The 24,374-nt window shown below is 55.6% G+C and carries 23 protein-coding genes; 10 read left to right on the top strand and 13 right to left on the bottom strand.

What is annotated here, in order from left to right:
* Positions 1-526 precede the first annotated feature (526 nt).
* The 7 genes from tdcA to DBR02_RS07355 all read left to right on the top strand — a co-directional run bounded on the left by tdcA (position 527) and on the right by DBR02_RS07355 (position 10,349).
* A complete protein-coding gene (tdcA, locus tag DBR02_RS07385; RefSeq protein ID WP_107535627.1) occupies positions 527-1,447 on the top strand; it encodes a transcriptional regulator TdcA in 921 nt (306 codons plus the stop codon).
* A 96-nt stretch (positions 1,448-1,543) separates the two neighbouring features.
* A complete protein-coding gene (tdcB, locus tag DBR02_RS07380; RefSeq protein ID WP_063867937.1) occupies positions 1,544-2,533 on the top strand; it encodes a bifunctional threonine ammonia-lyase/L-serine ammonia-lyase TdcB in 990 nt (329 codons plus the stop codon).
* A 10-nt stretch (positions 2,534-2,543) separates the two neighbouring features.
* Positions 2,544-3,875, top strand: a complete 1,332-nt coding sequence (gene tdcC / locus DBR02_RS07375; RefSeq protein WP_063867614.1) for a threonine/serine transporter TdcC — start codon at positions 2,544-2,546, stop codon at positions 3,873-3,875.
* 29 nt (positions 3,876-3,904) lie between these two features.
* Positions 3,905-5,113, top strand: coding sequence for a propionate kinase (tdcD, locus tag DBR02_RS07370; protein ID WP_107533939.1), 1,209 nt, complete (start codon positions 3,905-3,907; stop codon positions 5,111-5,113).
* Positions 5,114-5,128: 15 nt separating this feature from the next.
* Entirely contained in the window at positions 5,129-7,423 is a 2,295-nt protein-coding gene (gene pflB / locus DBR02_RS07365) for a formate C-acetyltransferase (RefSeq protein WP_107533937.1), read from the top strand.
* A gap of 272 nt (positions 7,424-7,695) precedes the next feature.
* Positions 7,696-9,027 carry an amino acid permease gene (locus DBR02_RS07360; RefSeq protein WP_107533935.1) on the top strand — a complete coding sequence of 444 codons (1,332 nt, stop codon included), beginning with the start codon at positions 7,696-7,698 and terminating at the stop codon, positions 9,025-9,027.
* Positions 9,028-9,047: 20 nt separating this feature from the next.
* Positions 9,048-10,349, top strand: coding sequence for an L-cysteine desulfidase family protein (locus tag DBR02_RS07355; protein WP_107533933.1), 1,302 nt, complete (start codon positions 9,048-9,050; stop codon positions 10,347-10,349).
* A 47-nt stretch (positions 10,350-10,396) separates the two neighbouring features.
* On the opposite strand, the gene DBR02_RS07350 is transcribed toward DBR02_RS07355, so the two are convergent.
* Positions 10,397-11,098, bottom strand: coding sequence for a pirin family protein (locus DBR02_RS07350; RefSeq protein WP_063451087.1), 702 nt, complete (start codon positions 11,096-11,098; stop codon positions 10,397-10,399).
* 104 nt (positions 11,099-11,202) lie between these two features.
* Here DBR02_RS07350 and yhaJ point away from each other — a divergent pair, with 104 nt between their 5' ends.
* Positions 11,203-12,105 carry a DNA-binding transcriptional regulator YhaJ gene (gene yhaJ, locus DBR02_RS07345; RefSeq protein ID WP_003862655.1) on the top strand — a complete coding sequence of 301 codons (903 nt, stop codon included), beginning with the start codon at positions 11,203-11,205 and terminating at the stop codon, positions 12,103-12,105.
* 40 nt (positions 12,106-12,145) lie between these two features.
* On the opposite strand, the gene DBR02_RS07340 is transcribed toward yhaJ, so the two are convergent.
* The 11 genes from DBR02_RS07340 to DBR02_RS07290 form a co-directional block, all read right to left on the bottom strand.
* Positions 12,146-12,511, bottom strand: a complete 366-nt coding sequence (locus DBR02_RS07340; protein ID WP_063451088.1) for a DUF805 domain-containing protein — start codon at positions 12,509-12,511, stop codon at positions 12,146-12,148.
* A 105-nt stretch (positions 12,512-12,616) separates the two neighbouring features.
* Positions 12,617-13,603: a glutathione S-transferase family protein gene (locus tag DBR02_RS07335; RefSeq protein WP_107533931.1), complete on the bottom strand. Its 987-nt coding sequence runs from the start codon at positions 13,601-13,603 to the stop codon at positions 12,617-12,619.
* Between the two features lie 72 nt (positions 13,604-13,675).
* Positions 13,676-14,068, bottom strand: a complete 393-nt coding sequence (locus DBR02_RS07330; RefSeq protein ID WP_063867629.1) for a DoxX family protein — start codon at positions 14,066-14,068, stop codon at positions 13,676-13,678.
* 253 nt (positions 14,069-14,321) lie between these two features.
* On the bottom strand, positions 14,322-14,618 hold the full coding sequence (locus tag DBR02_RS07325) for a YqjK-like family protein (RefSeq protein WP_003862649.1): 297 nt from the start codon (positions 14,616-14,618) through the stop codon (positions 14,322-14,324).
* The gene (locus DBR02_RS07320) at positions 14,615-15,013 is read right to left on the bottom strand and encodes a phage holin family protein (RefSeq protein ID WP_003862647.1); all 399 of its coding nucleotides are present in this window, start codon (positions 15,011-15,013) and stop codon (positions 14,615-14,617) included. Before DBR02_RS07320 ends, DBR02_RS07325 begins: the two co-directional genes overlap by 4 nt.
* Positions 15,014-15,015: 2 nt before the next feature.
* Complete coding sequence (locus DBR02_RS07315) at positions 15,016-15,321, bottom strand: DUF883 family protein (protein ID WP_003862645.1); 306 nt, start codon at positions 15,319-15,321, stop codon at positions 15,016-15,018.
* 29 nt (positions 15,322-15,350) lie between these two features.
* Positions 15,351-15,719: a DUF1090 domain-containing protein gene (locus DBR02_RS07310; protein ID WP_107533929.1), complete on the bottom strand. Its 369-nt coding sequence runs from the start codon at positions 15,717-15,719 to the stop codon at positions 15,351-15,353.
* A 143-nt stretch (positions 15,720-15,862) separates the two neighbouring features.
* The gene (gene mzrA, locus DBR02_RS07305; protein ID WP_063867631.1) at positions 15,863-16,246 is read right to left on the bottom strand and encodes an EnvZ/OmpR regulon moderator MzrA; all 384 of its coding nucleotides are present in this window, start codon (positions 16,244-16,246) and stop codon (positions 15,863-15,865) included.
* Positions 16,247-16,248: 2 nt separating this feature from the next.
* Positions 16,249-16,911: a DedA family general envelope maintenance protein YqjA gene (yqjA, locus tag DBR02_RS07300; RefSeq protein WP_022649475.1), complete on the bottom strand. Its 663-nt coding sequence runs from the start codon at positions 16,909-16,911 to the stop codon at positions 16,249-16,251.
* Between the two features lie 341 nt (positions 16,912-17,252).
* Positions 17,253-18,029 carry a transcriptional regulator ExuR gene (exuR, locus tag DBR02_RS07295; protein WP_063451093.1) on the bottom strand — a complete coding sequence of 259 codons (777 nt, stop codon included), beginning with the start codon at positions 18,027-18,029 and terminating at the stop codon, positions 17,253-17,255.
* Positions 18,030-18,209: 180 nt separating this feature from the next.
* The gene (locus DBR02_RS07290; RefSeq protein ID WP_107533927.1) at positions 18,210-19,508 is read right to left on the bottom strand and encodes an MFS transporter; all 1,299 of its coding nucleotides are present in this window, start codon (positions 19,506-19,508) and stop codon (positions 18,210-18,212) included.
* Positions 19,509-19,983: 475 nt separating this feature from the next.
* Between DBR02_RS07290 and uxaC the strand changes: the two genes are divergently transcribed.
* Positions 19,984-21,396, top strand: coding sequence for a glucuronate isomerase (gene uxaC, locus DBR02_RS07285; RefSeq protein WP_107533925.1), 1,413 nt, complete (start codon positions 19,984-19,986; stop codon positions 21,394-21,396).
* A 16-nt stretch (positions 21,397-21,412) separates the two neighbouring features.
* On the top strand, positions 21,413-22,900 hold the full coding sequence (locus tag DBR02_RS07280; protein ID WP_107533923.1) for a UxaA family hydrolase: 1,488 nt from the start codon (positions 21,413-21,415) through the stop codon (positions 22,898-22,900).
* 86 nt (positions 22,901-22,986) lie between these two features.
* Here DBR02_RS07280 and sstT read toward each other — a convergent pair whose 3' ends face one another.
* Positions 22,987-24,228 (bottom strand): serine/threonine transporter SstT, encoded by a 1,242-nt coding sequence (gene sstT, locus DBR02_RS07275; protein ID WP_107533921.1) that lies wholly within the window; start codon positions 24,226-24,228, stop codon positions 22,987-22,989.
* Positions 24,229-24,374: the final 146 nt, after the last annotated feature.

Genomic DNA, 24,374 nt, shown 5'->3' with positions numbered 1-24,374 from the left:
TGGATGATCGTAATCACAAAATTTAACGCTATAAAATAAGAAAATTTTAGTGTTGATTAGATGTTGCATTTGTTGGTTTGCTGAGAATAAATGTTTTTCTAATTGATAATCAAATATTGAATCTAAAAACATTCTTCTGGTGAATGTGTGATATATCCCACTCTTTATTCTGAAATAGTATTAATATCCCATGTAAAGTTGATAAACCACAAAAATGTTTTAAATCGGCAGTGTTGATTTATTAACCTTTAATTGCCTGAAAGATAGCCTTTATTAATATTTCTAAGGCAAAAAAATTCACGCGGGTTATTACCATAAAATAAATTTATTACCTCGTAATTTGTTGATCAATATCAGCGTAATTGCGTATTTTAATTGTTTTATCTTATTGATTTATAAGTATTTAAATGGTTTTGATGATGGGTGTGAATAGGGCGTTCCGGCGAATTGTGAGTAACAGCACATACCCCCTGAAACGTTATTAGGTAGAATCCGCTGCGTCATAGGGAAATAAACGCAGAATATGATGAATACTATTATTCTACCGAAAACACAGCACCTCGTGGTATTTCAGGAAGTCATCAAAAGTGGCTCCATAGGTTCTGCTGCAAGACAACTGGGGCTGACGCAACCTGCCGTCAGCAAAATCATCAGCGACATCGAATCCTACTTCGGGGTGGAGGTAATGGTGCGTAAAAACACCGGCGTAAAACTCACTGCCGCCGGTCAGGTGCTGCTGTCATACGCTGAGTCGATCACCCGCGAAATGAAAAACATGGTGAGCGAAATCAACAGCCTCAGTTTTAGTACCGTCATGGACGTTTCCTTTGGCTATCCGTCGCTGATTGGCTTCACCTTCCTGTCTGAGATGATTAAAAAATTCAGGGAAGTGTTTCCGAAAGCGCGCGTCTCCATGTATGAAGCGCAGCTCTCTTCATTCCTGCCCGCCATTCGCGACGGTCGGCTGGATTTTGCCATCGGCACGCTGAGCGACGGAATGTTGCTTCAGGATCTTCACGTTGAGCCGCTGTTTGAATCCGAGTTTGTGCTGGTGGCGAGTAAATCACGAACGTGCACCGGCCCGACCAGACTGGCATCACTTACGCATGAGCAGTGGGTGATGCCGCAAACCGATATGGGCTACTACAACGAACTCCTGACCACCCTGCAAGACAACCACATCAGCATTGAAAACATCGTCCAGACCGATTCCGTCGTCACTATCTATAACCTTGTCCTTAATGCCGATTACCTGACGGTGATCCCCCGTGACATGATTGCGCCGTTCGGCTCGGACCAGTTTATCGCCCTGCCGGTGGAGGATGAATTACCCGTGGCGCGTTATGCCGCCGTGTGGTCGAAAAATTACAGTATTAAAAAATCGGCGTCAGTATTAGTTGAACTGGCAAAACAATATTCGTCGATGAATATCGATAAACGACGATAAAAATAATCACGCTTTAAAACACCCGGAGCGACGCTTTTTAACGCTCTGTTACCCTGACTTTGCCTGAAAACAATGAATTATTATAACGAGGATATTATGCACATTACCTACGATCTCCCGGTGACCATTGAAGATATTCAGGACGCCAGAAAGCGCCTGGCGGGAAAAATTTATAAAACCGGCATGCCGCGCTCAAATTATCTCAGCGAACGCTGTAAGGGCGAAATATTTCTTAAGTTTGAAAATATGCAGCGTACCGGTTCGTTTAAAATACGCGGGGCGTTTAATAAGTTAAGTTCGCTGACGGATGCAGAAAAACGCAAAGGGGTGGTGGCCTGCTCCGCAGGTAACCACGCTCAGGGAGTATCACTCTCCTGCGCCATGCTCGGTATCGATGGCAAAGTGGTGATGCCGATGGGCGCGCCAAAATCCAAGGTCGCCGCGACCCGCGACTACTCGGCGGAAGTGGTGCTGCACGGCGAGAACTTCAACGACACCATCGCTAAGGTGAGCGAAATCGTCGAGATGGAGGGGCGCATTTTTATTCCGCCTTATGACGATCCGAAAGTCATTGCCGGCCAGGGCACCATCGGCCTCGAAATTCTCGAAGATCTCTACGACGTGGATAACGTCATTGTCCCTATCGGCGGCGGCGGTTTAATTGCCGGGATTGCAACGGCGATTAAATCCATTAACCCGACAATCAATATTATCGGCGTGCAGTCTGAAAACGTTCACGGCATGGCGGCTTCCTGGCAGGCCGGAGAAATAACCAGCCATCGCGTTACCGGCACATTAGCCGACGGTTGCGACGTGTCTCGTCCGGGTAATTTAACTTTCGAAATTGTTCGTGAACTGGTCGATGACATTGTGCTGGTCAGCGAAGATGAAATTCGCAACAGCATGATTGCGCTTATTCAGCGAAATAAAGTGGTGACGGAAGGTGCGGGCGCGCTGGCCTGCGCGGCGTTATTAAGCGGCAAACTGGACCACTATATTCAGGGCCGTAAAACCGTCTGCATTATTTCCGGCGGCAATATCGATCTCTCCCGTGTTTCCCAAATTACCGGCTTCGTTGACGCATAAAGGATGACTTATGAGCAACACTGAAAGCATTACCGTTGGCCAGACAAAAACGTCCACCTGGCGTAAATCGGATACCACCTGGACGCTGGGCCTGTTCGGGACCGCCATTGGTGCAGGCGTGCTGTTCTTCCCCATTCGCGCAGGGTTTGGCGGCCTGATCCCTATCCTGCTGATGCTGGTACTCGCCTTCCCGATTGCGTTTTACTGCCACCGCGCGCTGGCGCGCCTCTGTTTGTCCGGCAGTAACGTCTCCGGCAACATCACCGAAACGGTGGAAGAGCATTTCGGCAAAACCGGCGGGGTGGTGATCACCTTCCTCTACTTCTTCGCCATTTGCCCGCTGCTGTGGATCTACGGTGTAACCATTACCAACACCTTTATGACCTTCTGGGAAAACCAGCTCCAGCTGCCAGCCCTGAACCGCGGCGTGGTGGCGCTGTTCCTGCTGCTGCTGATGGCCTTTGTGATCTGGTTCGGGAAAGACCTGATGGTGAAGGTGATGAGCTACCTGGTGTTCCCGTTCATCGCCAGCCTGGTGCTGATTTCCCTGTCGCTGATCCCGTACTGGAACTCGGCGGTAATCGACCAGGTCAACCTGAGCGATATCGCCTTTACCGGTCATGACGGCATTCTGGTCACGGTGTGGCTGGGGATCTCCATCATGGTCTTCTCCTTTAACTTCTCCCCTATCGTCTCCTCGTTTGTGGTCTCCAAGCGCGAAGAGTACGAGCCGGAGTTCGGAAAAGAATTCACCGAGCAGAAATGTTCCAAAATCATCGGCCGCGCCAGCCTGCTGATGGTGGCGGTGGTGATGTTCTTCGCCTTTAGCTGCCTGTTTACGCTCTCTCCGCAGAACATGGCGGATGCCAAAGCGCAGAACATTCCGGTGCTCTCTTACCTGGCGAACCACTTTGCCTCGATGTCGGGCAGTAAATCCACGTTCGCCACGGTGCTGGAATACGGCGCCTCCATCATCGCGCTGGTCGCTATCTTTAAATCCTTCTTCGGCCACTACCTGGGCACGCTGGAGGGGCTGAACGGCCTGATCCTCAAGTTCGGCTACAAAGGCGATAAGAAGAGCGTCTCTGTCGGCAAACTGAACACCATCAGCATGATTTTCATCATGGGCTCCACCTGGATTGTGGCCTATGCCAACCCGAACATTCTCGACCTTATTGAAGCCATGGGGGCACCAATTATCGCCTCTCTGCTGTGCCTGTTACCGATGTACGCCATCCGCAAGGCGCCCGCGCTGGCGAAATACAAAGGCCGGACCGAGAACATCTTCGTGACCGTGGTCGGCCTGCTGACCATTCTGAACATCGTCTACAAACTGTTTTAAGCCAAAGCTCAGGAAGAGCGGAGTAACACATGACTGAATTTCCGGTAGTACTGGTTATTAACTGCGGATCGTCCTCCGTTAAGTTTTCGGTGCTGGACGCAGCAGGCTGCGAGGCCCTGCTGACGGGCATTGTGGACGGCATCAACACTGAAAAAGCCTTTATTTCCGTGAACGGGGGTGAGCCGGTCAGACTGGCTCACCAGGACTACGAAGGGGCGCTGGCCGCCATTGCCCTCGAGCTGGAGAAGCGTGACCTGATGAGCAGCGTGGCCCTGATTGGCCACCGCATCGCTCACGGCGGCGATCTCTTCAGCGAGTCGACCCTCATCACGGAAGAGGTCATTGAGCAGATCCGCCTGGTTTCCCCGCTGGCGCCGCTGCATAACTACGCCAACCTGAGCGGCGTGGAAGCCGCAGAGCGGCTGTTCCCCGGCGTGCAGCAGGTGGCGGTATTTGACACCAGCTTCCACCAGACCATGGCGCCGCAGGCGTATCTGTACGGTCTGCCGTACCGCTATTTTGAAGAGCTGGGCGTGCGCCGCTACGGTTTCCACGGCACCTCTCACCGCTATGTGTCCGGGCAGGCACACGTGCTCCTCGGGCTGTCCCCCGAGGACAGCGGCCTGGTGATTGCCCACCTCGGCAACGGGGCGTCCATCTGCGCGGTGCGTAACGGCGAGAGCGTGGACACGTCCATGGGCATGACGCCGCTGGAGGGGCTGGTGATGGGTACGCGCTGCGGCGACGTGGATTTCGGCGCGATGGCGTGGATTGCCCAGCAGACCGGCCAGTCGTTCGAGGATCTGGAGCGCGTGGTCAACAAAGAGTCCGGGTTGCTCGGGATCTCCGGCATCTCCTCTGATTTACGCGCGCTGGAGAAAGCCTGGCACGAAGGCAATGAGCGGGCGGAGCTGGCGATACACACTTTTGTCCACCGCATAGCGCGGCATATCGCCGGTCACGCCGCGTCCCTGCACCGTCTGGATGGCGTGATCTTCACTGGCGGCATCGGTGAAAACTCCACGCTGATCCGCGCGCTGGTGGCGGAACACCTGAAGGTATTTGGCATCGCGCTCGACGAGGCCAAAAACGCTCTGCCGGGCAGCGCGGGTGAGCGCGTCATCTCCACTGATACCTCCCGCGTGGCCTGCGCGGTTATCCCTACCAATGAAGAAAAAATGATCGCGCTGGACGCCCTCCGTCTTGGGAAGGTCACCCCGGCTGCGGCTTACGCCTGATAAAGCGAGAATCTGATGAAAGTAACAATCGATACGGGCGTCGCGCCCTTCAGCGACGCATGGGCCGGGTTTCGCGGTGAAGAATGGAAAAATGCCGTTAACGTCCGCGATTTTATTCAGCATAACTACACCCCTTATGAAGGCGATGAAGCTTTCCTCGCGCAGGCGACGCCTGCAACGACGGCGCTGTGGCAGAAGGTGATGGTCGGCATTCGCCAGGAGAATGCCACCCACGCTCCGGTGGATTTTGACACCAACATCGCTACCACCATCACCGCTCACGGGCCGGGTTATATTGACCAGGCGCTGGAGACGATCGTCGGCCTGCAAACCGACAAGCCGCTCAAGCGCGCCCTGCATCCGTACGGCGGGATCAACATGATCCGCAGCTCGTTCGACGCCTACGGTCGTGAGATGGATCCGCAGTTTGAATACCTGTTCACCGACCTGCGCAAAACCCACAACCAGGGCGTGTTTGACGTTTACTCCCCGGAGATGATGCGCTGCCGTAAATCTGGCGTGCTGACCGGTCTGCCGGACGGCTACGGACGCGGGCGCATTATCGGCGACTACCGCCGCGTGGCGCTGTACGGCATCAGCTATCTGGTGCGCGAGCGTGAACTCCAGTTCGCCGATCTTCAGGGAAAACTGGAGCGCGGAGAAGATCTGGAGGCAACGATCCGCCTGCGCGAGGAGCTGGCGGAGCATAAGCGTGCGTTGCTCCAGATCCAGCAAATGGCGGCGAACTATGGCTTTGATATTTCACGTCCGGCGATGAACGCGCAGGAAGCGGTGCAGTGGGTCTACTTTGCCTACCTTGCCGCAGTGAAATCCCAGAACGGCGGGGCGATGTCGCTGGGGCGCACGGCCTCGTTCCTTGATATCTACATTGAGCGCGACATGCAGGCAGGAAGGCTGAACGAGATGCAGGCCCAGGAGCTGATCGACCACTTCATCATGAAGATCCGCATGGTGCGCTTCCTGCGCACGCCGGAGTTCGACACGCTCTTCTCCGGCGATCCGATCTGGGCCACGGAAGTGATCGGCGGCATGGGGCTGGATGGTCGCACGCTGGTGACCAAAAACAGCTTCCGCTACCTGCATACCCTGCACACCATGGGGCCTGCGCCGGAGCCAAACCTGACGATCCTCTGGTCAGAACAGCTGCCGATCGCCTTCAAAAAATACGCCGCGCAGGTGTCGATCGTCACCTCCTCGCTGCAATATGAGAACGACGATCTGATGCGCGCCGACTTCAACAGCGACGACTACGCCATTGCCTGCTGCGTCAGTCCAATGGTGATCGGCAAGCAGATGCAGTTCTTCGGCGCCCGCGCCAACCTGGCGAAAACGCTGCTGTACGCAATTAACGGCGGGGTGGATGAGAAGCTGAAGATCCAGGTCGGCCCGAAAACCGAGCCGCTGCTGGATGAGGTGCTGGATTACGACACCGTGATGGCGAGCCTGGATCACTTTATGGACTGGCTGGCGGTGCAGTACATCAGCGCGCTGAATCTCATTCACTACATGCATGATAAGTACAGCTACGAAGCCTCGCTGATGGCGCTCCACGATCGTGACGTCTATCGCACCATGGCCTGCGGCATCGCCGGGCTGTCAGTGGCGGCGGATTCCCTGTCGGCGATTAAATACGCCACGGTAAAACCGGTGCGCGACCACACCGGCCTGGCGGTCGATTTCGTGATTGAAGGCGACTATCCGCAGTACGGCAATAATGACGATCGCGTGGACAGCATCGCCTGCGACCTGGTGGAGCGCTTTATGAAGAAGATCCAGGCGCTGCCGACGTATCGCAACGCGGTGCCGACGCAGTCGATCCTGACTATCACCTCCAACGTGGTCTACGGCCAGAAAACGGGCAACACGCCGGACGGACGCCGCGGCGGCATGCCGTTTGCGCCTGGCGCCAACCCGATGCACGGTCGCGACAGGAAAGGGGCGGTGGCGTCGTTAACCTCAGTTGCCAAGCTGCCGTTCACCTATGCGAAGGACGGGATCTCCTACACCTTCTCCATCGTGCCGCAGGCGCTGGGCAAGGATGAGCAGGTGCGCAAAACTAACCTTGTGGGGCTGCTGGACGGGTATTTCCATCACGAAGCGTCTATCGAAGGCGGGCAGCACCTGAACGTCAACGTCATGAACCGGGAGATGCTGCTGGATGCCATTGCCCATCCGGAGAACTACCCGAACCTGACCATCCGCGTTTCGGGCTATGCGGTGCGGTTTAACGCCCTGACGCGCGAGCAGCAGCAGGACGTGATTTCGCGGACGTTTACGCAGGCGATGTGATATAGATTGCCGTTAAGCCTCCTCATCTGGGGAGGCTTTTGATTTCGTGAACGCCGTCACTTTTAGAAAAATACCTCCGTGTTGAATTTCTCAACAGAAAAATTTCCTCCCAATACAGAAAACCCTCATTAAAGTTATGACTTTTTTCTCCCGCGCTACGGATATGATCTTCCCATACCAATAACACACACCTGCACTCTCTGACTCGCAATCGCTGGCGATCGGAACCACATAAAAACAATTACTTACCCTACAAAATAAGCGAGTGCCCAATGAATATGGCAACAAACAGCAGTGTGATTGTGAGTGATTCCCCTGCGGCAAGGCGGGCGGGAATGAGCGAAAGCGAATGGCGAGAGGCGATTAAATTCGACAGCACCGATACGGGCTGGGTCATCATGAGTATCGGGATGGCTATCGGCGCGGGTATCGTTTTTCTTCCGGTACAGGTTGGATTAATGGGGCTGTGGGTCTTTTTGCTCTCGTCGATAATTGGCTATCCGGCCATGTACCTCTTCCAGCGGTTATTTATTAATACGCTGGCGGAATCCCCGGAATGCAAAGACTACCCGAGCGTGATTAGCGGTTATTTAGGTAAAAACTGGGGCATCTTATTGGGTGCACTTTATTTCGTGATGCTGGTCATCTGGATGTTTGTTTATTCCACGGCTATCACCAATGACAGCGCATCTTATTTGCACACCTTCGGCGTCACCGAGGGGTTGCTGTCGGAAAATCCCTTCTACGGCTTATTCCTGATCTGCATTCTGGTCGCCATTTCGTCGCGCGGTGAGAAGCTGCTGTTTAAAGTCTCCAGTCTGATGGTGCTGACCAAATTATTTGTGGTGGCGGCGCTGGGGCTTTCGATGATCGGCCTCTGGCATTTAGCCAACGTCGGTATGCTGCCGCCGATGGGGCTGCTGATTAAAAACGCCATTATTACGCTGCCTTTCACCTTAACCTCCATTCTGTTTATCCAGACATTAAGCCCGATGGTGATTTCCTATCGTTCGCGGGAAAAATCCGTTGAGGTGGCGCGTCATAAGGCGCTGCGGGCGATGAATATCGCCTTTGGCATACTGTTTGTGACGGTCTTCTTCTACGCCGTCTCTTTCACCCTGGCGATGGGGCACGACGAGGCGGTAAAAGCCTACGAGCAGAATATTTCCGCCCTGGCAATCGCGGCGCAGTTTATCAGCGGTGACGGCGCAGGCTGGGTCAAAATCGTCAGCGTGGTTCTCAATATCTTTGCCGTCATGACTGCCTTCTTCGGCGTCTACCTGGGCTTTCGTGAAGCGACGCAGGGCATCGTGATGAATATCCTGCGCCGCAAAATGCCGGCTGAACGTATTAATGAAAGCACCGTCCAGCGCGGGATCATGCTGTTCGCCATCCTGCTCGCCTGGAGCGCGATTGTGTTAAACGCGCCGGTGCTGAGCTTCACCTCCATCTGTAGCCCTATTTTCGGGATGGTGGGCTGCTTAATTCCGGCGTGGCTGGTCTACAAAGTGCCCGCCCTTCATAAATATAAAGGCGTGTCGCTGGTGATTATTGTGATCACCGGGCTGCTGCTTTGTGTTTCTCCTTTCCTCGCCTTCTCATGAGGTTAAATAAGGTCGTAACGATGTCTGAGCAAATTAATGCTTTATGGAACCATTTTATTCGCGCCGTGCAGGAGGAGGTAAGGCCTGCGCTGGGGTGTACCGAACCCGTCTCGCTGGCGCTGGCCTGTGCGATGGCTGCCGGAGAGCTTTCCGGTGAGGTGACGCGTATTGAGGCGTGGGTATCGCCAAACCTGATGAAAAACGGGCTAGGCGTAACGGTGCCCGGCACCGGCATGGTCGGTTTACCCATTGCGGCGGCGCTGGGGGCGACGGGCGGTAATGCCCACGCCGGGCTGGAGGTGTTGAAAGACGCTTCTGCCGAGGCGCTAACGCGCGCCAAAGCCATGCTCAAAGCAGGCCTGGTGCAGGTGAAATTGCAGGAGCCGTGCGATGAGATCCTCTATTCACGTGCCTGCGTGTACGCTGGAGATTCCTCGGCGATGGTGACTATCGCCGGCGGACATACCCGGGTGGTGGAGGTGGTTTGTCAGGGCGAAACGCGCTTCAGGCTTGACGATCGGCAGACCGATGTAAATAACGATTCGCTGGGGGTACTGTCAAACACCACGCTCTCGCAGATCCTGGAGTTTGTGGAGCAGGTGCCGTTCGAGGTGATCCGCTTTATCCTGGAAGCAGGGCAATTGAACGATGCGCTCTCTCGTGAAGGGCTCAGCGGAAAGTGGGGGTTGCACGTTGGCGCGACGCTCAATAAGCAGCGTGCACGCGGCTGGATGGCGCAGGATCTGGGTTCGGACATCGTTATCCGCACCAGTGCGGCCTCGGATGCCCGTATGGGCGGCGCGACGCTGCCGGCGATGAGCAACTCGGGCTCCGGGAATCAGGGGATCACGGCCACCATGCCGGTTGTCGTGGTGGCTGAGCACGTTCAGGCTGACGACGAACGGCTGGCGCGGGCGCTGATGCTCTCGCATCTGTCGGCTATCTACATCCATTACCAGCTTCCGCGTTTGTCCGCGCTGTGTGCGGCGACAACGGCCGGTATGGGGGCCGCCGCAGGGATGGCGTGGCTGATGGGCGGAAGCTATCAGACGATTGCAAAGGCCATCGGCAGCATGATCGGTGACGTCAGCGGGATGATCTGCGACGGGGCGTCTAACAGCTGCGCCATGAAGGTCTCGACCAGCGTCACCAGCGCCTGGAAAGCCGTGATGATGGCGCTGGATGATACTGCCGTGACGGGTAACGAGGGGATTGTGGCCCACGACGTGGAACAGTCTATCTCTAACCTGTGCGCGCTGGCGTGTCGCTCAATGCAGGCAACGGACCGGCAGATTATTGAGATTATGGCGAGTAAGGTGTAAAAATTTCCCCTCTCCCCTTTGGGGAGAGGGCCAGGGTGAGGGGGGCTTTAAACCGGCAAATCAATCAGCAGCGCGCGCAGCGGCGTATCTGCCACCAGGGTGATATTCGCTTCATCACGAATAAACGCCCCGTCACCGCAGGTGAGCGCTTCTTTCTCTTCCGTATGCGTTACCGCATGTACCGTACCGTGAATGGACTGTAAATAGGCGCGCGGGCCATGAAGCTGGAAGCTCACCTGTTCACCTTTTTTCAGTTCAATATGGTGCAGCCACACCTGCTGGCGTAACTGCAAGCTGCCTTTGCTGCCGTCTGGCGAGGCAATCAGCTGCTGTTTATCGCCCTTCAGGTCGATCTTTTGCACCAGCGGATTTTCCCGCTCCGGACAGGCATCCAGCCACAGCTGCATGCGGGTCAACGTTTTGTCTTTGCTGAGGTTATGCTCGCTATAGCTAATACCGGGCTGCGTAGAAATTAACAGCGCCTCGCCAGCTTTTGCCTGGACATGATTGCCCTCGCTATCGCGGTATTCTGCCTCGCCTTCCAGGATCAGGTTCAGGATATCGACTTTCGGATACGCGCGCGGCTGGAAGGACGCGCCCGGAGCGAGCACCTCCTGATTCAGTACGCGCAGTGAAGCGTAACCAAGGAGTTTAGGGTCAAAGTAGTGTCCAAAGGAAAAGGTGTAGCGGGCCTGCAACCAACCGAAATCGGCTTGTCCGCACTGTTTCGCTGTTCTTGTCGTAATCATAAACTTGACCTCTCTTTACACTAAATCAATGGTAAAGGTATGGACGCTGCATTGTTAGCCAGATATTCTGCCCGGTATGTTCAAATTTCCTGAATGAGAACGAGATGGCTAAAGAGAGAGCATTGACGCTTGAGGCGCTTCGCGTCATGGACGCAATTGACAGGCGTGGCAGTTTTGCCGCCGCGGCAGATGAACTGGGGCGCGTTCCGTCTGCGCTGAGCTATACCATGCAAAAGCTGGAGGAGGAGCTGGATGTTGTGCTCTTCGATCGCTCCGGTCATCGAACAAAATTCACCAACGTTGGGCGAATGCTGCTGGAACGCGGCCGCGTGCTGCTGGAAGCGGCGGATAAGCTGACGACGGACGCCGAGGCGCTGGCCCGCGGCTGGGAAACCCATCTGACGTTAGTGACCGAAGCGCTGGTGCCCACCGAGGCGCTGTTCCCGCTGGTGGACCGCCTGGCCGCAAAAGCCAATACCCAGCTGTCGATCATCACCGAAGTGCTGGCCGGAGCGTGGGAGCGGCTGGAGACGGGCAGGGCGGATATCGTCATTGCGCCGGACATGCATTTCCGCTCATCGTCAGAAATCAACTCGCGCAAACTTTACAGCGTGATGAACGTCTACGTCGCCGCGCCGGATCACCCGATTCACCAGGAGCCGGAGCCGCTCTCTGAAGTGACGCGCGTGAAGTACCGCGGCGTGGCGGTGGCGGATACCGCGCGCGAGCGTCCGGTGCTGACGGTTCAGCTGCTGGATAAACAGCCGCGTCTGACGGTGACGTCGCTGGAAGATAAGCGCCAGGCGCTGCTCGCCGGGCTGGGCGTGGCGACCATGCCGTATCCGTTCGTCGAAAAGGATATTGCTGAGGGGCGGCTGCGCGTGGTCAGCCCGGAATACACCAGTGAAGTGGATATCATTATGGCGTGGCGTCGCGACAGCATGGGCGAAGCCAAATCGTGGTGTTTGCGAGAGATACCCAAGCTCTTTGCGCATCACAACAAATAAGCGTGCAGGCCCGGTAAGCGTAAGCGCCACCGGGCAAAATTTACGCGCTTGTCTTAGGATCCGGACCAAAGCGGTTTTCGCCCGGCGTTCCGCTCTGACAGTTGAAAATCAAAATCACGATCCAGCCGATAAGCGGGATCAACAGCAACAACAGCCACCACGCCGAACGATCGGTGTCGTGGAGACGACGAAACAGCACGGCCCATGAAGGCAGCAGAACTAACACACCATAAATGGTGGTGAGTATGCCTTCACCCCCCTCTCGCTCCCAGCCGAGGATTTTGTCCACAATGCCCAGCACCATAATCAGGACGAAGTTCACCAGAACGAACATCCAGTACTCTTTGCGGCGGGCGCGGCCACCAAATCCAACGTAGTTGCGCAGTACTTTTAAATACCAGTCCATTTTCCTTGCCTCTTAATCAGTCAATCACTTGTTTTCTAAGCGATCGAGGTAAGGATAGATGTATGCTGTGAATTAAAAAAGGGAATCAATTGATTCCCTAAATAATTATCCGAAACGCACGTCGCGCCCGTGCGGTTCATCCAGATCCTGCCACGGGCCAATGGAGATGATGCCCGTTGGGTTGATGGTCTTGTGGCTGCGGAAATAGTGGGTGCGAATATGGTCAAAATCGACCGTCTCCGCAATCCCGGGCATCTGATAGATGTCGCGCAGGAAACCGTGCAGATTCAGGTAGTCGCTGATGCGATGCTTGTCGCACTTGAAGTGGGTGACGTAAACCGGATCAAAGCGGATCAGCGTCGTCCACAGGCGGATGTCCGCTTCGGTCAGACGATCGCCCGTTAAATAACGTTGCTGGCCGAGGATCTGCTCCAGCCGCTCCAGGGATTCAAAAACTTTTCCGACCGCTTCGTCGTAGGCTTCCTGGCTGGTGGCGAAACCGGCCTTATAGACGCCGTTGTTCACGTTGTCGTAGATCCAGCCGTTCAGCTCGTCAATTTTCTCGCGCAGCTCCGCCGGATAATAATCCCCGGCGCGGGCGCCGTGCGCGTCAAACGCAGTATTGAACATGCGAATGATTTCAGCGGATTCATTGCTGACGATCGTCTGGTTTTTCTTGTCCCACAGCACCGGTACGGTTACGCGTCCGGTGTAGTGCGGATCGGCGCGCAGATAGAGCTGATACAGGAAATCGTGGTGATAAAGTTCATCACCTGTCGCGGCAGGGAAATCGCTGTCGAAGGTCCAGCCGTTTTCCAGCATCAGCGGGTTCACCACCGAAACCGGAATTAACGATTCGAGGCCTTTAAGCTTGCGCACAATCAGCGTGCGGTGCGCCCACGGGCAGGCGAGAGAAACGTACAGATGATAACGATCTTTCTCCGCCGCAAAGCCCCCTTCGCCGCTCGGGCCGGGTGCGCCGTCGGCGGTCAGCCAGTTACGGAAGGCCGAAACAGAGCGCTTAAAGCGTCCGCCGGTGGATTTGGTGTCATACCAGACATCCTGCCAGACGCCGTCTACGAGTTGTCCCATTTTTTACTCCTCCGTCAGATAGCAAAAGCGAGGAGAAGTCTCCTCGCTTTGAATTTAATCAGTATAGCGTGCTTACCACTTCTTATTCAGAAGACGGTCGATGCTGTAAGCGCCAGGGCCCGTGATGGCCAGCAGCAGATAGCCGCCTGCAATGGTCAGGTTTTTCATGAACATCAGGGAGTTCACGCCTTCGGCAAAGTTGCTGTGGAACAGGAACGCCGTCAGCAGGGTGAAGCCTGCGGTGAACAGCGCCGTGGTGCGGGTCAGGAAACCGAACAACACCGCCAGGCCGCCGCCGAACTCAAGCAGGATAGTCAGTGGCAGCAGGAACCCCGGCACGCCCATGGCTTCCATATACTGCTGGGTACCCGCATAACCGGTGATTTTGCCCCAGCCCGCGGTGATGAACAGAATTGGCATCAGAATACGCGCTACCAGTACACCAACATCTTCTAATTTTTTCATTTTACTCTCCAGGAAACCACATCAGCGGCTAAACGTTATTTGCTTGCAAAATCGGGTAGATACCGCGTCTTTGCTGTCGATGGAGAGGAGTGTAAACGGGGCGGGTGGCAATTGTTAGCAAGGAAAACTGTCAATCTTTTTCAAAGATATTGAGTAAGGGAGCATGAAGAGATGTTGCCGGGTGACGGCTACGCCTTACCCGGCCTACTTTTTACCGTAGGCCGGGTAAGCGCAGCGCCACCCGGCGAGAAGGCTAGCGCAGCTGCTGCTGACGCAGCGTGGTTTTCACCAGACGCCAGGCGCTCCAGGCACCAAAGCCGCGGCGTGCCCAGCGGATCAGCATATTAGGATGCCGAACCGACCAGATCGCCATCACGCTGCTGCCGACCAGCGCCCATGAGCGCAGGCTCAGAACAGTGTTCCAGCCCCGGTCAAACCGATGCGTGGCCTCAACCCAGTCGCGTCGGCTGGCGGACAGATCCAACCGCTGCTGTTGGATCTGGCTCAGCAGATACGCTTTACGCTTCTGACGTTCGGCTTTGTCGCTCACGACTTATCATCCTCCAGCAGGGCGCGGTCGTTGGCCAGCTCCTGACGCGTGTGGCGCAGGAAGGTCGAGGTGCGCGCTTTATGCAGGGTCCAGATACCGCCTATCAGCGCTGCAACCAGCAGAACCACGGTTGTGGCAATCATCGCGTTCAGACGATACTGTGGATCGATAGCCCAGATGATTAACACCATCAGGCTCATCAGGCCAAACGCGGCAAAGAGCATCGTAAGCCCGAGCATGAGCAGCATCTGGAAGAGGTTGGCTTTCTCCTCTTCCAGCTCCACTACCGCAAGCCGGACGCGCGTTTCGGCAATCCCGACCAGCGTCGTAAGAATACGCTGGCCGATGCCGAGGACGTTTTTAGCAGGCCCTTGTGCGTGACGTGGATCTTCCATAATCAACGACGCGTCAGCAGGACACCCAGCACCACACCCACTGCGGCGCCAATACCTACACCCGTCCATGGATTATCACGTACATATTCGTCTGCGCGCGCAGCCGCTTCGCGGGTCTGTTTCGCCAGCGCGTCGCCGGTTTCACCCAGACGGTAACGGCTCTCTTTCAGCGCCTGCTCCGCTTTGCTGCGCAGTTTGCTCACTTCTTCTTTCGATTTATCGGCAGAAGAGTTCAGCACCTCTTCCAGGGTGTCCGCCAGGGATTTCAGTTCAGCGCGCAGATTTTCTGAAGTTGTATCTTTTGACATGATTCTCTCCTGTTGAGATTTCCGTTAACTCAATAATCGCGAGCTTCCAGCGCTTTCAGTTCGTCCTGCGCCTCTTGCAACTTCCTCTCGCGCTTGGCAATTTTTTCCGCATCACCTTTCACTTTCGCTTCTTGCAGGTCTTGACGGCGCTCGGCTATCTCGTCCTTCTGTTCAGCGATTTTTTCCTGATGATCGGCACGCAGCTTGCTGTCCGTACAATTATCTTTCACTTCGCTCAACGCCTTTTTCAGACCGTCGATCCGGTGCTGATTGTTATGCTTCTCGGCATAACTGATTTCGCGTTGGATATCCTTTTCTTTCTCCTGACAAAGAGACATCGCGAAGGAAGCTGTGCTTAAAGAAAAAAGGGCCAGAGCAAGGGTGATGCGGTATTTCATTATAGAAACCTTCCATTGTGTTACGGCGTAAGCCGTGTTCCAGAACTTTGCGGAGAACATCTGAGGGGTGCTCCGCGTACTTAAGCATAGTAAGTAAACGGGAGTTTCACCAAAGTAGGTGAAAATATTCGGAATATTAGTCGTTAACCAAATCGATGCGACGTGTCGCGTAGCCGTGACATCCAGGAGGCGACGTGGCTGTCATCATCCTGTTGCGCGATGATGTAACCCTGCGGCAGCGTTCGGTCCAGCACCGCTTTCGCCGCGGCGCTTTGCGCACTGGAGTCAAATTTTATCAGCAGGACATCGTCTTGCGGCGTGATGCTCTTAAAGCGGATCCCGTTTGCGTCCAGATGATGCCAGATGGAAAAACCATCCGGCACGCTGGTTCCTTGATTCACAGGACGGATAGCCAGCGTCGACTCCTGATGCTGTAGCGCAGACCACAGCAGAATGAGGGCGCTGAACATCATCAGCGCAACGATGGCGTAAGAGAAACGACGCAGGGCGAGCGGGGAGATAACCATCGTTAACCCCTGGCTCCGTATTTCTTCTTCCACAGTACAACCAGTGAACCGACCAGGCCAAACACCAGCAGAACGACCGGCAGCAGCATCAGGCAAGACATCAGCTGGTCTTCATACTTCATAAAGACCGGGGTTTTCCCGAGCGCGTAGCCGAGCGTGGTCAGGATCAGAACCCACAGCAAGCCGCTCATCCAGTTGAAGAACTGGAAACGCGCGCTGCTGAGGCCAGACAGGCCCGCGATGGTCGGCAGCAGGGTGCGTACAAAGGCGATAAAGCGGCCGATCAGTAAGGCGGAAAGCCCGTGCTTATGGAACAGGTGGTGCGCTCGCTGGTGGTAATGTGCCGGAAGATGCGAAAGCCAGTTCTGGACGATCCGCGTGTTGCCCAGCCATCGCCCCTGAATATAACTCACCCAGCAACCCAGGCTGGCGGCAATGGTCAAAAGCAGGACCGTTTGCGGGAAAGCCATCGCCCCTTTTGCACAGAGCACCCCAACCAGCACCAGCAGGCTGTCGCCCGGTAAAAAGGCGGCAGGCAGCAGGCCGTTCTCAAGGAACAGGATCATAAATAACACAAAGTAGAGCATGCCAATCATGGATGGGTTGGCCAGCGTTTCGAAATCCTGAGCCCAGAGGGCATTCAGTAGTTGGGTCAAAAGTTCCATTCAGTGTTCCTGGAAATCGGTTAACGTCACGCCTGTCATTCGGGAAAACAGCACGGCGACATTGTTATGATTTCATTATGGTCGCTCGCGGACACATTGAGGTGTGGCCAACACTGTTCCCTGTTAATTGGCTGGTTAGCAAGCACTAACTTACAAAATAACGAAGTGAATCCAATTGTAACAAAGCCCGACGTTCTGCGTCACAGAATTTGAGGGGAAACACGATTTTGGCGTAAGCCACGGAGGGGAGCGAGAGATTTTACAAAGGCTGACACTATAGAGGTTTTCTTACCCTGTCTGACCGGAAGGCGCGGCGGTGCGCCTGCCGGCAGTACGAAGGCTTATTTTGCGAGATTGGTCGCAGTATCGAGGTGAACCACCGGATTATCGGCAAAAAGATAGCGGTCAGCGTTAAATTCGAAGTCATCGCTGGTTTCATTAAACAGCATCTGTTTGGTGTTCTCCAGATGCTGCCACATCGCCAGTTTTGCCGCATGCGGATCCTTACGAATCAGCGCCTTGAGGATCTGGTCGTGGTCGTCACACCAGTTGTCTACCGTGCGGGAATCAATGTGATCGTGCAATTTCTTCCAGTACGGGTTGTGAACGCGCTGAGTCCACATTTTTTCAACGATTGCCGCCAGCGCCGTGTTCTGAGTCGCAAGGGCAACCTGGACGTGGAATTGCAAGTCCCATTCGGAATCACGGAAGCATTTTTCTTTACGCGCGTGGTCCTGAATTTCCATCAGCTTCATGATGTCCTGCTTGGTCACCTGCGTCGCCGCAAATTCCGCAATGTTGCTTTCGATAAGCTGGCGAGCCTGGAGAAGCTCAAACGGGCCGTAGCTGGCAAATTCCAGGCTTTCGTCCGGGGCGGGGGAGTGTTTGGCCTGGTTGGAAATCACGTGAATGCCGGAACCTTTGCGAACCTCAACGTAGCCTTCCACTTCCAGCATGATGATAGCTTCGCGCACCACGGTACGGCTGACGCTTTTTTCATCCGCAATGAAACGCTCGGCGGGCAGTTTATCACCGACAAGATAGACACCTTGCTCGATGCGATCTTTCAGCTCGGCGGCAAGTTGTTGATATAAACGACGTGATTCGGTGATTTCCATATGCGCTCCAGGCAGGGTACGGCGATTGATTTGTTATACCACTTTTGCGTGCCAGTCTCCAGATTTCGCCATTAAAAAAGCCGCTACTCAGCGGCCTTTAAATGCCCGGCGGCGCTTCGCTTGCACGGGCCTACGGGTTTTGTAGGCCGGGTAAGCGTAGCGCCACCCGGAACAACAACGCTAACTCTGCGTCGCTGGTCCCCCAAGGGACTCTTTCGCCAGCTCCTCTGCGGATTTGCTTTTCAGCACCGTCCAGATAACCACCGCACCCAGCAGGTCGAAGATAGCCAGTACCGCGAACAGCGGGCTGAAGCCGATGGTATCCGCCAGCGCGCCGACCACCAGGGCGAACATCGTGCTCGCTGTCCAGGCGGCCATACCGGTCAGGCCGTTGGCGGTGGCCACTTCGTTACGGCCAAACACGTCGGAAGAGAGCGTAATCAGCGCGCCAGACAGGGACTGGTGAGCAAAGCCACCGATACACAGCAGCGCGATAGCCACGTAAGGGCTGGTGAACAGGCCGATCATACCCGGGCCGATCATCAGCAGTGCGCCCATGGTGACCACCATCTTACGGGAGACAATCAGGTTCACGCCAAACCAGCGCTGGAACAGCGGTGGCAGGTAGCCGCCGACGATACAGCCCAGGTCAGCAAACAGCATTGGCATCCAGGCGAACATCGCGATCTCTTTCAGGTTAAAGCCGTAAACTTTAAACATGAACAGCGGGATCCAGGCGTTGAACGTACCCCAGGCCGGCTCTGCCAGGAAACGTGGCAGAGCGATACCCCAGAACTGACGGGTGCCCAGGATCTGCCAGACGGACATCTTTTTGCCGTTATCGGTCTGATGCTGAGATTCCTGGCCGTTAATAATGTAGTCGCGTTCTTCGGTAGACAGCTTTTTCTGGTCGCGCGGGTGCTTGTAGAAGATCAGCCACGCCATGGCCCAGGCGAAGCTCAGCACCCCGGAGATGATGAACGCCATCTGCCAGCTGTGCATCACGATAGCCCACACCACGAGCGGCGGCGCAATCATCGCCCCGATGGATGAACCCACGTAGAAGTAACCCACCGCGATGGAACGCTCTTTTGCCGGGAACCACTCAGAGCTGGCTTTCAGACCTGCGGGGATCATCGCCGCTTCGGCGGCACCTACCGCGCCACGCGCCAGCGCCAGACCGCCCCAGCTGCCTGCCAGTGCGGTCGCGCCGCAGAACACGGCCCAGGCAACGGCGAAGAAGGCATAACCAATTTTTGTACCCAGAATATCAAGAACATAACCTGCAACAGGCTGCATTACGGTGTAAGCGGCAGAATAGGCCGCAATGATGTAAGAGTATTGCTGCGTGGAGATATGCAACTCTTCCATCAACGTTGGTGCCGCTGCTGCCACGGTGTTACGTGTCAGGTAGCCCAGCACGGTGCCGAGCGTCACCAGTGCAATCATGTACCAACGTAACCCTTTAATTTTACGCATGTAAAACCTCATCGTTATGTTATTTCCGTGTCGGGACACGGCAACAACTCAACCGTTGCCGGGAGCTGTTCTGTAACGGGAGGGGCGTAACCGGGAACCTGTCCCGGAACGGCCCGAACCTTGCCATAAATAATCGTGCTAAGTCGGCTTCCGTACCGTTAAATCCGATGTATCAAACACCGGTAATGCATTCCGTCGGCTTATAGTTTGCGACGGCGAAAAGATAACTTGTCATACAACTTTAAAAGGTGAGTGACATCACAAAAGTGTGAATCTTTGTGTGGTCATTAAGCAGCGCGCGCAAAGCCAGATATGGCGGGGCTTGCAGGAGGGTTTACCCCTTTGAGGGTAATTTATTTGTCGACGTTTATTGATCTAACTCACGAAAAAAACGTCGGACTCTGGAAATTGGTGTGATAACTTTGCAGCATCTGAACATAAGCTTTCTGACGCTCCCGTAATGAGGAAGACGATAATGACGCCGTTTATGACCGAAGATTTTCTGTTAGATACCGAATTTGCTCGCCGCCTGTACCACGACTACGCGAAAGACCAGCCGATTTTCGACTACCACTGCCACTTACCGCCGCAGCAGGTTGCCGAAAATTACCGTTTCAAAAACCTGTATGATATCTGGCTGAAGGGTGACCACTATAAATGGCGCGCAATGCGCACCAACGGCGTGGCCGAGCGCCTGTGTACCGGTGACGCCACCGATCGCGAGAAGTTCGACGCCTGGGCCGCTACCGTGCCGCACACCATCGGGAACCCGCTTTACCACTGGACGCATCTCGAACTGCGTCGTCCGTTTGGTATCACCGGCAAGCTGTTGTCTCCCGCCACTGCGGATGAAATCTGGGACCAGTGCAACGAACTGCTGGCGCAGGATAGCTTCTCGGCGCGCGGCATCATGAAGCAGATGAACGTGAAAATGGTGGGCACCACCGACGATCCGATCGACTCCCTGGAGCACCACGCGGTTGTCGCGAAGGACAGCACGTTTGACATCAAGGTGCTGCCAAGCTGGCGCCCGGATAAAGCCTTCAACATCGAGCTGGCAACCTTTAACGACTACATGGCGAAACTGGCGGAAGTGTCTGATACCGACATCCGCCGTTTTGCCGATCTGCAATCTGCGCTGACCAAACGTCTGGATCACTTCGCCGCACACGGCTGTAAAGTTTCTGACCACGCGCTGGACGTGGTGCTGTTCGCGGAATCCAACGAAGCCGAACTGGACAGCATTCTGGCGCGTCGTCTCTCCGGCGAACAGTTAAGCGAGCATGAAGTCGCCCAGTTCAAAACGGCGGTGCTGGTGTTCCTCGGCGCGGAATATGCCCGTCGCGGCTGGGTGCAGCAGTACCACATCGGCGCGCTGCGTAATAACAACCAGCGTCAATTCAAACTGCTGGGCGCGGACGTGGGCTTCGACTCCATCAACGACCGCCCGCTGGCGGAAGAGCTGTCTAAGCTGCTGAGCAAACAGAACGAGCAAAACCTGCTGCCGAAAACCATTCTTTATTGCCTGAATCCGCGGGATAACGAAGTGCTGGGCACCATGATCGGCAACTTCCAGGGTGAAGGTATGCCGGGCAAGATGCAGTTCGGCTCCGGCTGGTGGTTCAACGATCAGAAAGACGGCATGGAGCGTCAGATGACGCAGCTGGCGCAGCTCGGTCTGTTAAGCCGCTTCGTGGGTATGCTGACCGACAGCCGCAGCTTCCTGTCTTATACCCGTCATGAATATTTCCGCCGCATTCTGTGCCAGATGATTGGCCGCTGGGTGCACGCGGGTGAAGCGCCAGCGGATATCCAGCTGCTGGGCGAAATGGTGAAAAACATCTGCTTTAACAATGCGCGTGACTACTTCGCCATTGAACTGAACTAGGCCGTTTGAGGTTGATATGCAATACATCAAAATCCATTCGCTGGATAACGTTGCCGTCGCGCTGGCAGATTTAGCCGAAGGGACGGAAGTTACCTTCGACAACCAGTCGGTAACGTTACGCCAGGCCATTGGACGTGGACATAAGTTTGCCCTGATCCCCATCGCGAAAGGGGAGAACGTGGTGAAGTACGGTTTGCCCATCGGTCATGCGCTGGCGGATATTGCGCCGGGTGAATATATTCATTCGCACAATACCCGCACCAATCTCAGCGATCTGGACGAGTACAGCTATCAACCTGACTTCCAGCCAGAAGAAGGACAGGCGGCCGATCGTGAGGTGCAGATCTACCGCCGCGCCAGCGGCGAGGTGGGGATCCGCAATGAGCTGTGGATCCTTCCTACCGTCGGCTGCGTGAACGGGATCGCGCGTCAAATCCAGACGCGCTTCCTGAAAGAGACCAACGATGCTGAAGGCACCGACGGCGTGCACCTGTTCAGCCACACCTACGGCTGTTCGCAACTGGGTGACGACCACATCAACACCCGCACCATGCTGCAAAACATGGTGCGCCACCCGAATGCGGGCGCGGTGCTGGTGATCGGCCTGGGCTGCGAGAACAACCAGGTGGATGCCTTCCGCGAAACGCTGGGGGAATTCGACCCTGCGCGCGTGCACTTTATGGTGTGTCAGCACCAGGACGACGAAGTGGAAGCGGGCGTTGAACAGCTGCATCAGCTGTATGAGGTGATGCGCCACGACAGGCGCGAGCCGGGCAAGCTGAGCGAGCTGAAGTTTGGCCTGGAGTGCGGCGGATCTGACGGTCTTTCCGGCATTACGGCTAACCCAATGCTGGGCCGCTTCTCGGATTACGTGATTGCCAACGGCGGCACCACGGTGCTGACCGAAGTGCCGGAGATGTTTGGCGCGGAGCGCATTCTGATGAGCCACTGCCGCGATGAAGAGACGTTTGAGAAGACTGTCACCATGGTCAACGACTTCAAGCAGTACTTCATCGCCCATAACCAGCCGATTTATGAGAATCCGTCGCCGGGTAACAAAGCGGGGGGCATCACCACGCTGGAAGAGAAATCCCTCGGCTGCACTCAGAAAGCGGGGGCCAGCCAGGTGGTGGACGTGCTGCGCTACGGCGAACGGCTGAAAACCCATGGTCTGAACCTGCTGAGCGCGCCGGGTAACGACGCGGTCGCCACCAGCGCGCTGGCGGGGGCGGGTTGCCACATGGTGCTGTTCAGTACCGGTCGCGGTACGCCGTACGGCGGATTTGTGCCGACGGTGAAAATCGCCACCAACAGCGAACTGGCGGCGAAGAAAAAGCACTGGATCGACTTTGACGCGGGCCAGCTGATCCACGGCAAGGCGATGCCACAGCTGCTCGATGAATTTGTTGATGTCATCGTGGAAATCGCCAGCGGCAAGCAAACCTGTAACGAGAAGAACGATTTCCGCGAGCTGGCGCTCTTTAAGAGTGGTGTGACGCTGTAAGCGTTATGTCGGGTGGCGGTAACGCTTACCCGACCTACGATATTCTGAAGGCCCGGTAAGGCGTTGCCGCCACCGGGCTTTTCTTTTTAACCTCGCAGGGCATTCTTCGCTAAACGCGCGTCTTCCGCCTGACAGGCCGCAGCGGTGAACAGCACGTCGGTAGAGGAGTTCAGCGCCGTTTCGCAGGAGTCCTGCAATACGCCGATAATAAAGCCGACCGCGACGACCTGCATGGCAATCTCGTTCGGGATACCGAACATATTGCACGCCAGCGGGATCAGCAGCAGCGAGCCGCCCGCCACGCCGGAGGCACCACAGGCGCACAGTGATGCCACCACGCTCAGCAGCAGGGCAGTTGGCAGATCGACCGGAATACCCAGCGTATGCACGGCCGCCAGCGTCAGCACGGTGATGGTGATCGCCGCACCCGCCATGTTCACGGTTGCACCCAGTGGAATTGAAACCGAATACGTATCGCGATCCAGGTTCAGCTTCTCCGCCAGCGCCATGTTGACCGGAATGTTTGCCGCCGAGCTGCGGGTAAAGAAGGCGTATACGCCGCTCTCGCGCAGGCAGGTCAGCACCAGCGGATACGGGTTACGGCGGATCTGCCAGAACACCAGCAGCGGGTTGATCACCAGCGCCACCAGCAGCATACAGCCGACCAGCACCATCAGCAGCTGCGCGTAGCCCCACAGCGCGTCAAAGCCGGTTGTGGCCAGGGTAGACGACACCAGGCCGAAGATACCGATAGGCGCAAAGCGAATCACGACCTTCACGATAAAGGTCACGGCGTTGGACACGTCGTTGACCAGATTTTTCGTCGTTTCGTTGCCGTGACGCAGGGCGAAGCCCAGGCCGATCGCCCACACCAGGATGCCAATGTAGTTGGCATTCAGCAGGGCATCAATGGGGTTAGAAACCATGCTCATCAGCAGGCCGCGCAGCACTTCCACAATGCCTGAAGGCGGCGTAACGTCGCCCGCCGCAGAGGTCAGATGCAGCGTGGAGGGGAAGAGGAAGCTAAAGACCACTGCGGTCAGCGCAGCAGAAAACGTGCCCAGCAGATATAAAAAGAGAATCGGGCGAATGTTGGTTTTTTGTCCGTGCTGGTGATTGGCGATAGAAGCCATCACCAGCATCAGTACCAGCACCGGCGCAACGGCCTTCAGCGCGCCCACGAAAAGCGTTCCGAGAAGCCCTGTTGCTTCCGCGGCAGGTTTTGACACCAGCGCCAGCAGAATACCCAGAACCAGCCCTACCAGGATTTGTTTAACCAGGCTGCCCTGCGTCAGACGCGCAAGCAGGCCCTTAGATTGTGTGCTCATACTAAATTCCTAAGTGAAATTGTGTTCCATCCTGGATGTGCTCTAAGTCACATTTATTTCAGGATGTAAATATTTGTTTGCCTGGTTGAGTATCAAGGAAAGCGGGGAAAGGCGGAAGAGTAAAATGCTGGATTTTACGTGTTGCG

Origin of the sequence: Enterobacter cloacae complex sp. (assembly GCF_900322725.1) — a bacterium.
GTDB lineage: Bacteria > Pseudomonadota > Gammaproteobacteria > Enterobacterales > Enterobacteriaceae > Enterobacter > Enterobacter quasihormaechei.
This window is presented reverse-complemented; position numbering and strand designations above follow the sequence as displayed.

What these genes read in the sequence shown, in the direction of transcription:
- tdcA (WP_107535627.1), top strand. Translation starts at nt 527, where the DNA reads ATGAATACTATTATTCTACCGAAAACACAGCACCTCGTGGTATTTCAG.
- tdcB (WP_063867937.1), top strand. Translation starts at nt 1,544, where the DNA reads ATGCACATTACCTACGATCTCCCGGTGACCATTGAAGATATTCAGGAC.
- tdcC (WP_063867614.1), top strand. Translation starts at nt 2,544, where the DNA reads ATGAGCAACACTGAAAGCATTACCGTTGGCCAGACAAAAACGTCCACC.
- tdcD (WP_107533939.1), top strand. Translation starts at nt 3,905, where the DNA reads ATGACTGAATTTCCGGTAGTACTGGTTATTAACTGCGGATCGTCCTCC.
- pflB (WP_107533937.1), top strand. Translation starts at nt 5,129, where the DNA reads ATGAAAGTAACAATCGATACGGGCGTCGCGCCCTTCAGCGACGCATGG.
- DBR02_RS07360 (WP_107533935.1), top strand. Translation starts at nt 7,696, where the DNA reads ATGAATATGGCAACAAACAGCAGTGTGATTGTGAGTGATTCCCCTGCG.
- DBR02_RS07355 (WP_107533933.1), top strand. Translation starts at nt 9,048, where the DNA reads ATGTCTGAGCAAATTAATGCTTTATGGAACCATTTTATTCGCGCCGTG.
- DBR02_RS07350 (WP_063451087.1), bottom strand. Translation starts at nt 11,098, where the DNA reads ATGATTACGACAAGAACAGCGAAACAGTGCGGACAAGCCGATTTCGGT.
- yhaJ (WP_003862655.1), top strand. Translation starts at nt 11,203, where the DNA reads ATGGCTAAAGAGAGAGCATTGACGCTTGAGGCGCTTCGCGTCATGGAC.
- DBR02_RS07340 (WP_063451088.1), bottom strand. Translation starts at nt 12,511, where the DNA reads ATGGACTGGTATTTAAAAGTACTGCGCAACTACGTTGGATTTGGTGGC.
- DBR02_RS07335 (WP_107533931.1), bottom strand. Translation starts at nt 13,603, where the DNA reads ATGGGACAACTCGTAGACGGCGTCTGGCAGGATGTCTGGTATGACACC.
- DBR02_RS07330 (WP_063867629.1), bottom strand. Translation starts at nt 14,068, where the DNA reads ATGAAAAAATTAGAAGATGTTGGTGTACTGGTAGCGCGTATTCTGATG.
- DBR02_RS07320 (WP_003862647.1), bottom strand. Translation starts at nt 15,013, where the DNA reads ATGGAAGATCCACGTCACGCACAAGGGCCTGCTAAAAACGTCCTCGGC.
- DBR02_RS07315 (WP_003862645.1), bottom strand. Translation starts at nt 15,321, where the DNA reads ATGTCAAAAGATACAACTTCAGAAAATCTGCGCGCTGAACTGAAATCC.
- DBR02_RS07310 (WP_107533929.1), bottom strand. Translation starts at nt 15,719, where the DNA reads ATGAAATACCGCATCACCCTTGCTCTGGCCCTTTTTTCTTTAAGCACA.
- mzrA (WP_063867631.1), bottom strand. Translation starts at nt 16,246, where the DNA reads ATGGTTATCTCCCCGCTCGCCCTGCGTCGTTTCTCTTACGCCATCGTT.
- yqjA (WP_022649475.1), bottom strand. Translation starts at nt 16,911, where the DNA reads ATGGAACTTTTGACCCAACTACTGAATGCCCTCTGGGCTCAGGATTTC.
- exuR (WP_063451093.1), bottom strand. Translation starts at nt 18,029, where the DNA reads ATGGAAATCACCGAATCACGTCGTTTATATCAACAACTTGCCGCCGAG.
- DBR02_RS07290 (WP_107533927.1), bottom strand. Translation starts at nt 19,508, where the DNA reads ATGCGTAAAATTAAAGGGTTACGTTGGTACATGATTGCACTGGTGACG.
- uxaC (WP_107533925.1), top strand. Translation starts at nt 19,984, where the DNA reads ATGACGCCGTTTATGACCGAAGATTTTCTGTTAGATACCGAATTTGCT.
- DBR02_RS07280 (WP_107533923.1), top strand. Translation starts at nt 21,413, where the DNA reads ATGCAATACATCAAAATCCATTCGCTGGATAACGTTGCCGTCGCGCTG.
- sstT (WP_107533921.1), bottom strand. Translation starts at nt 24,228, where the DNA reads ATGAGCACACAATCTAAGGGCCTGCTTGCGCGTCTGACGCAGGGCAGC.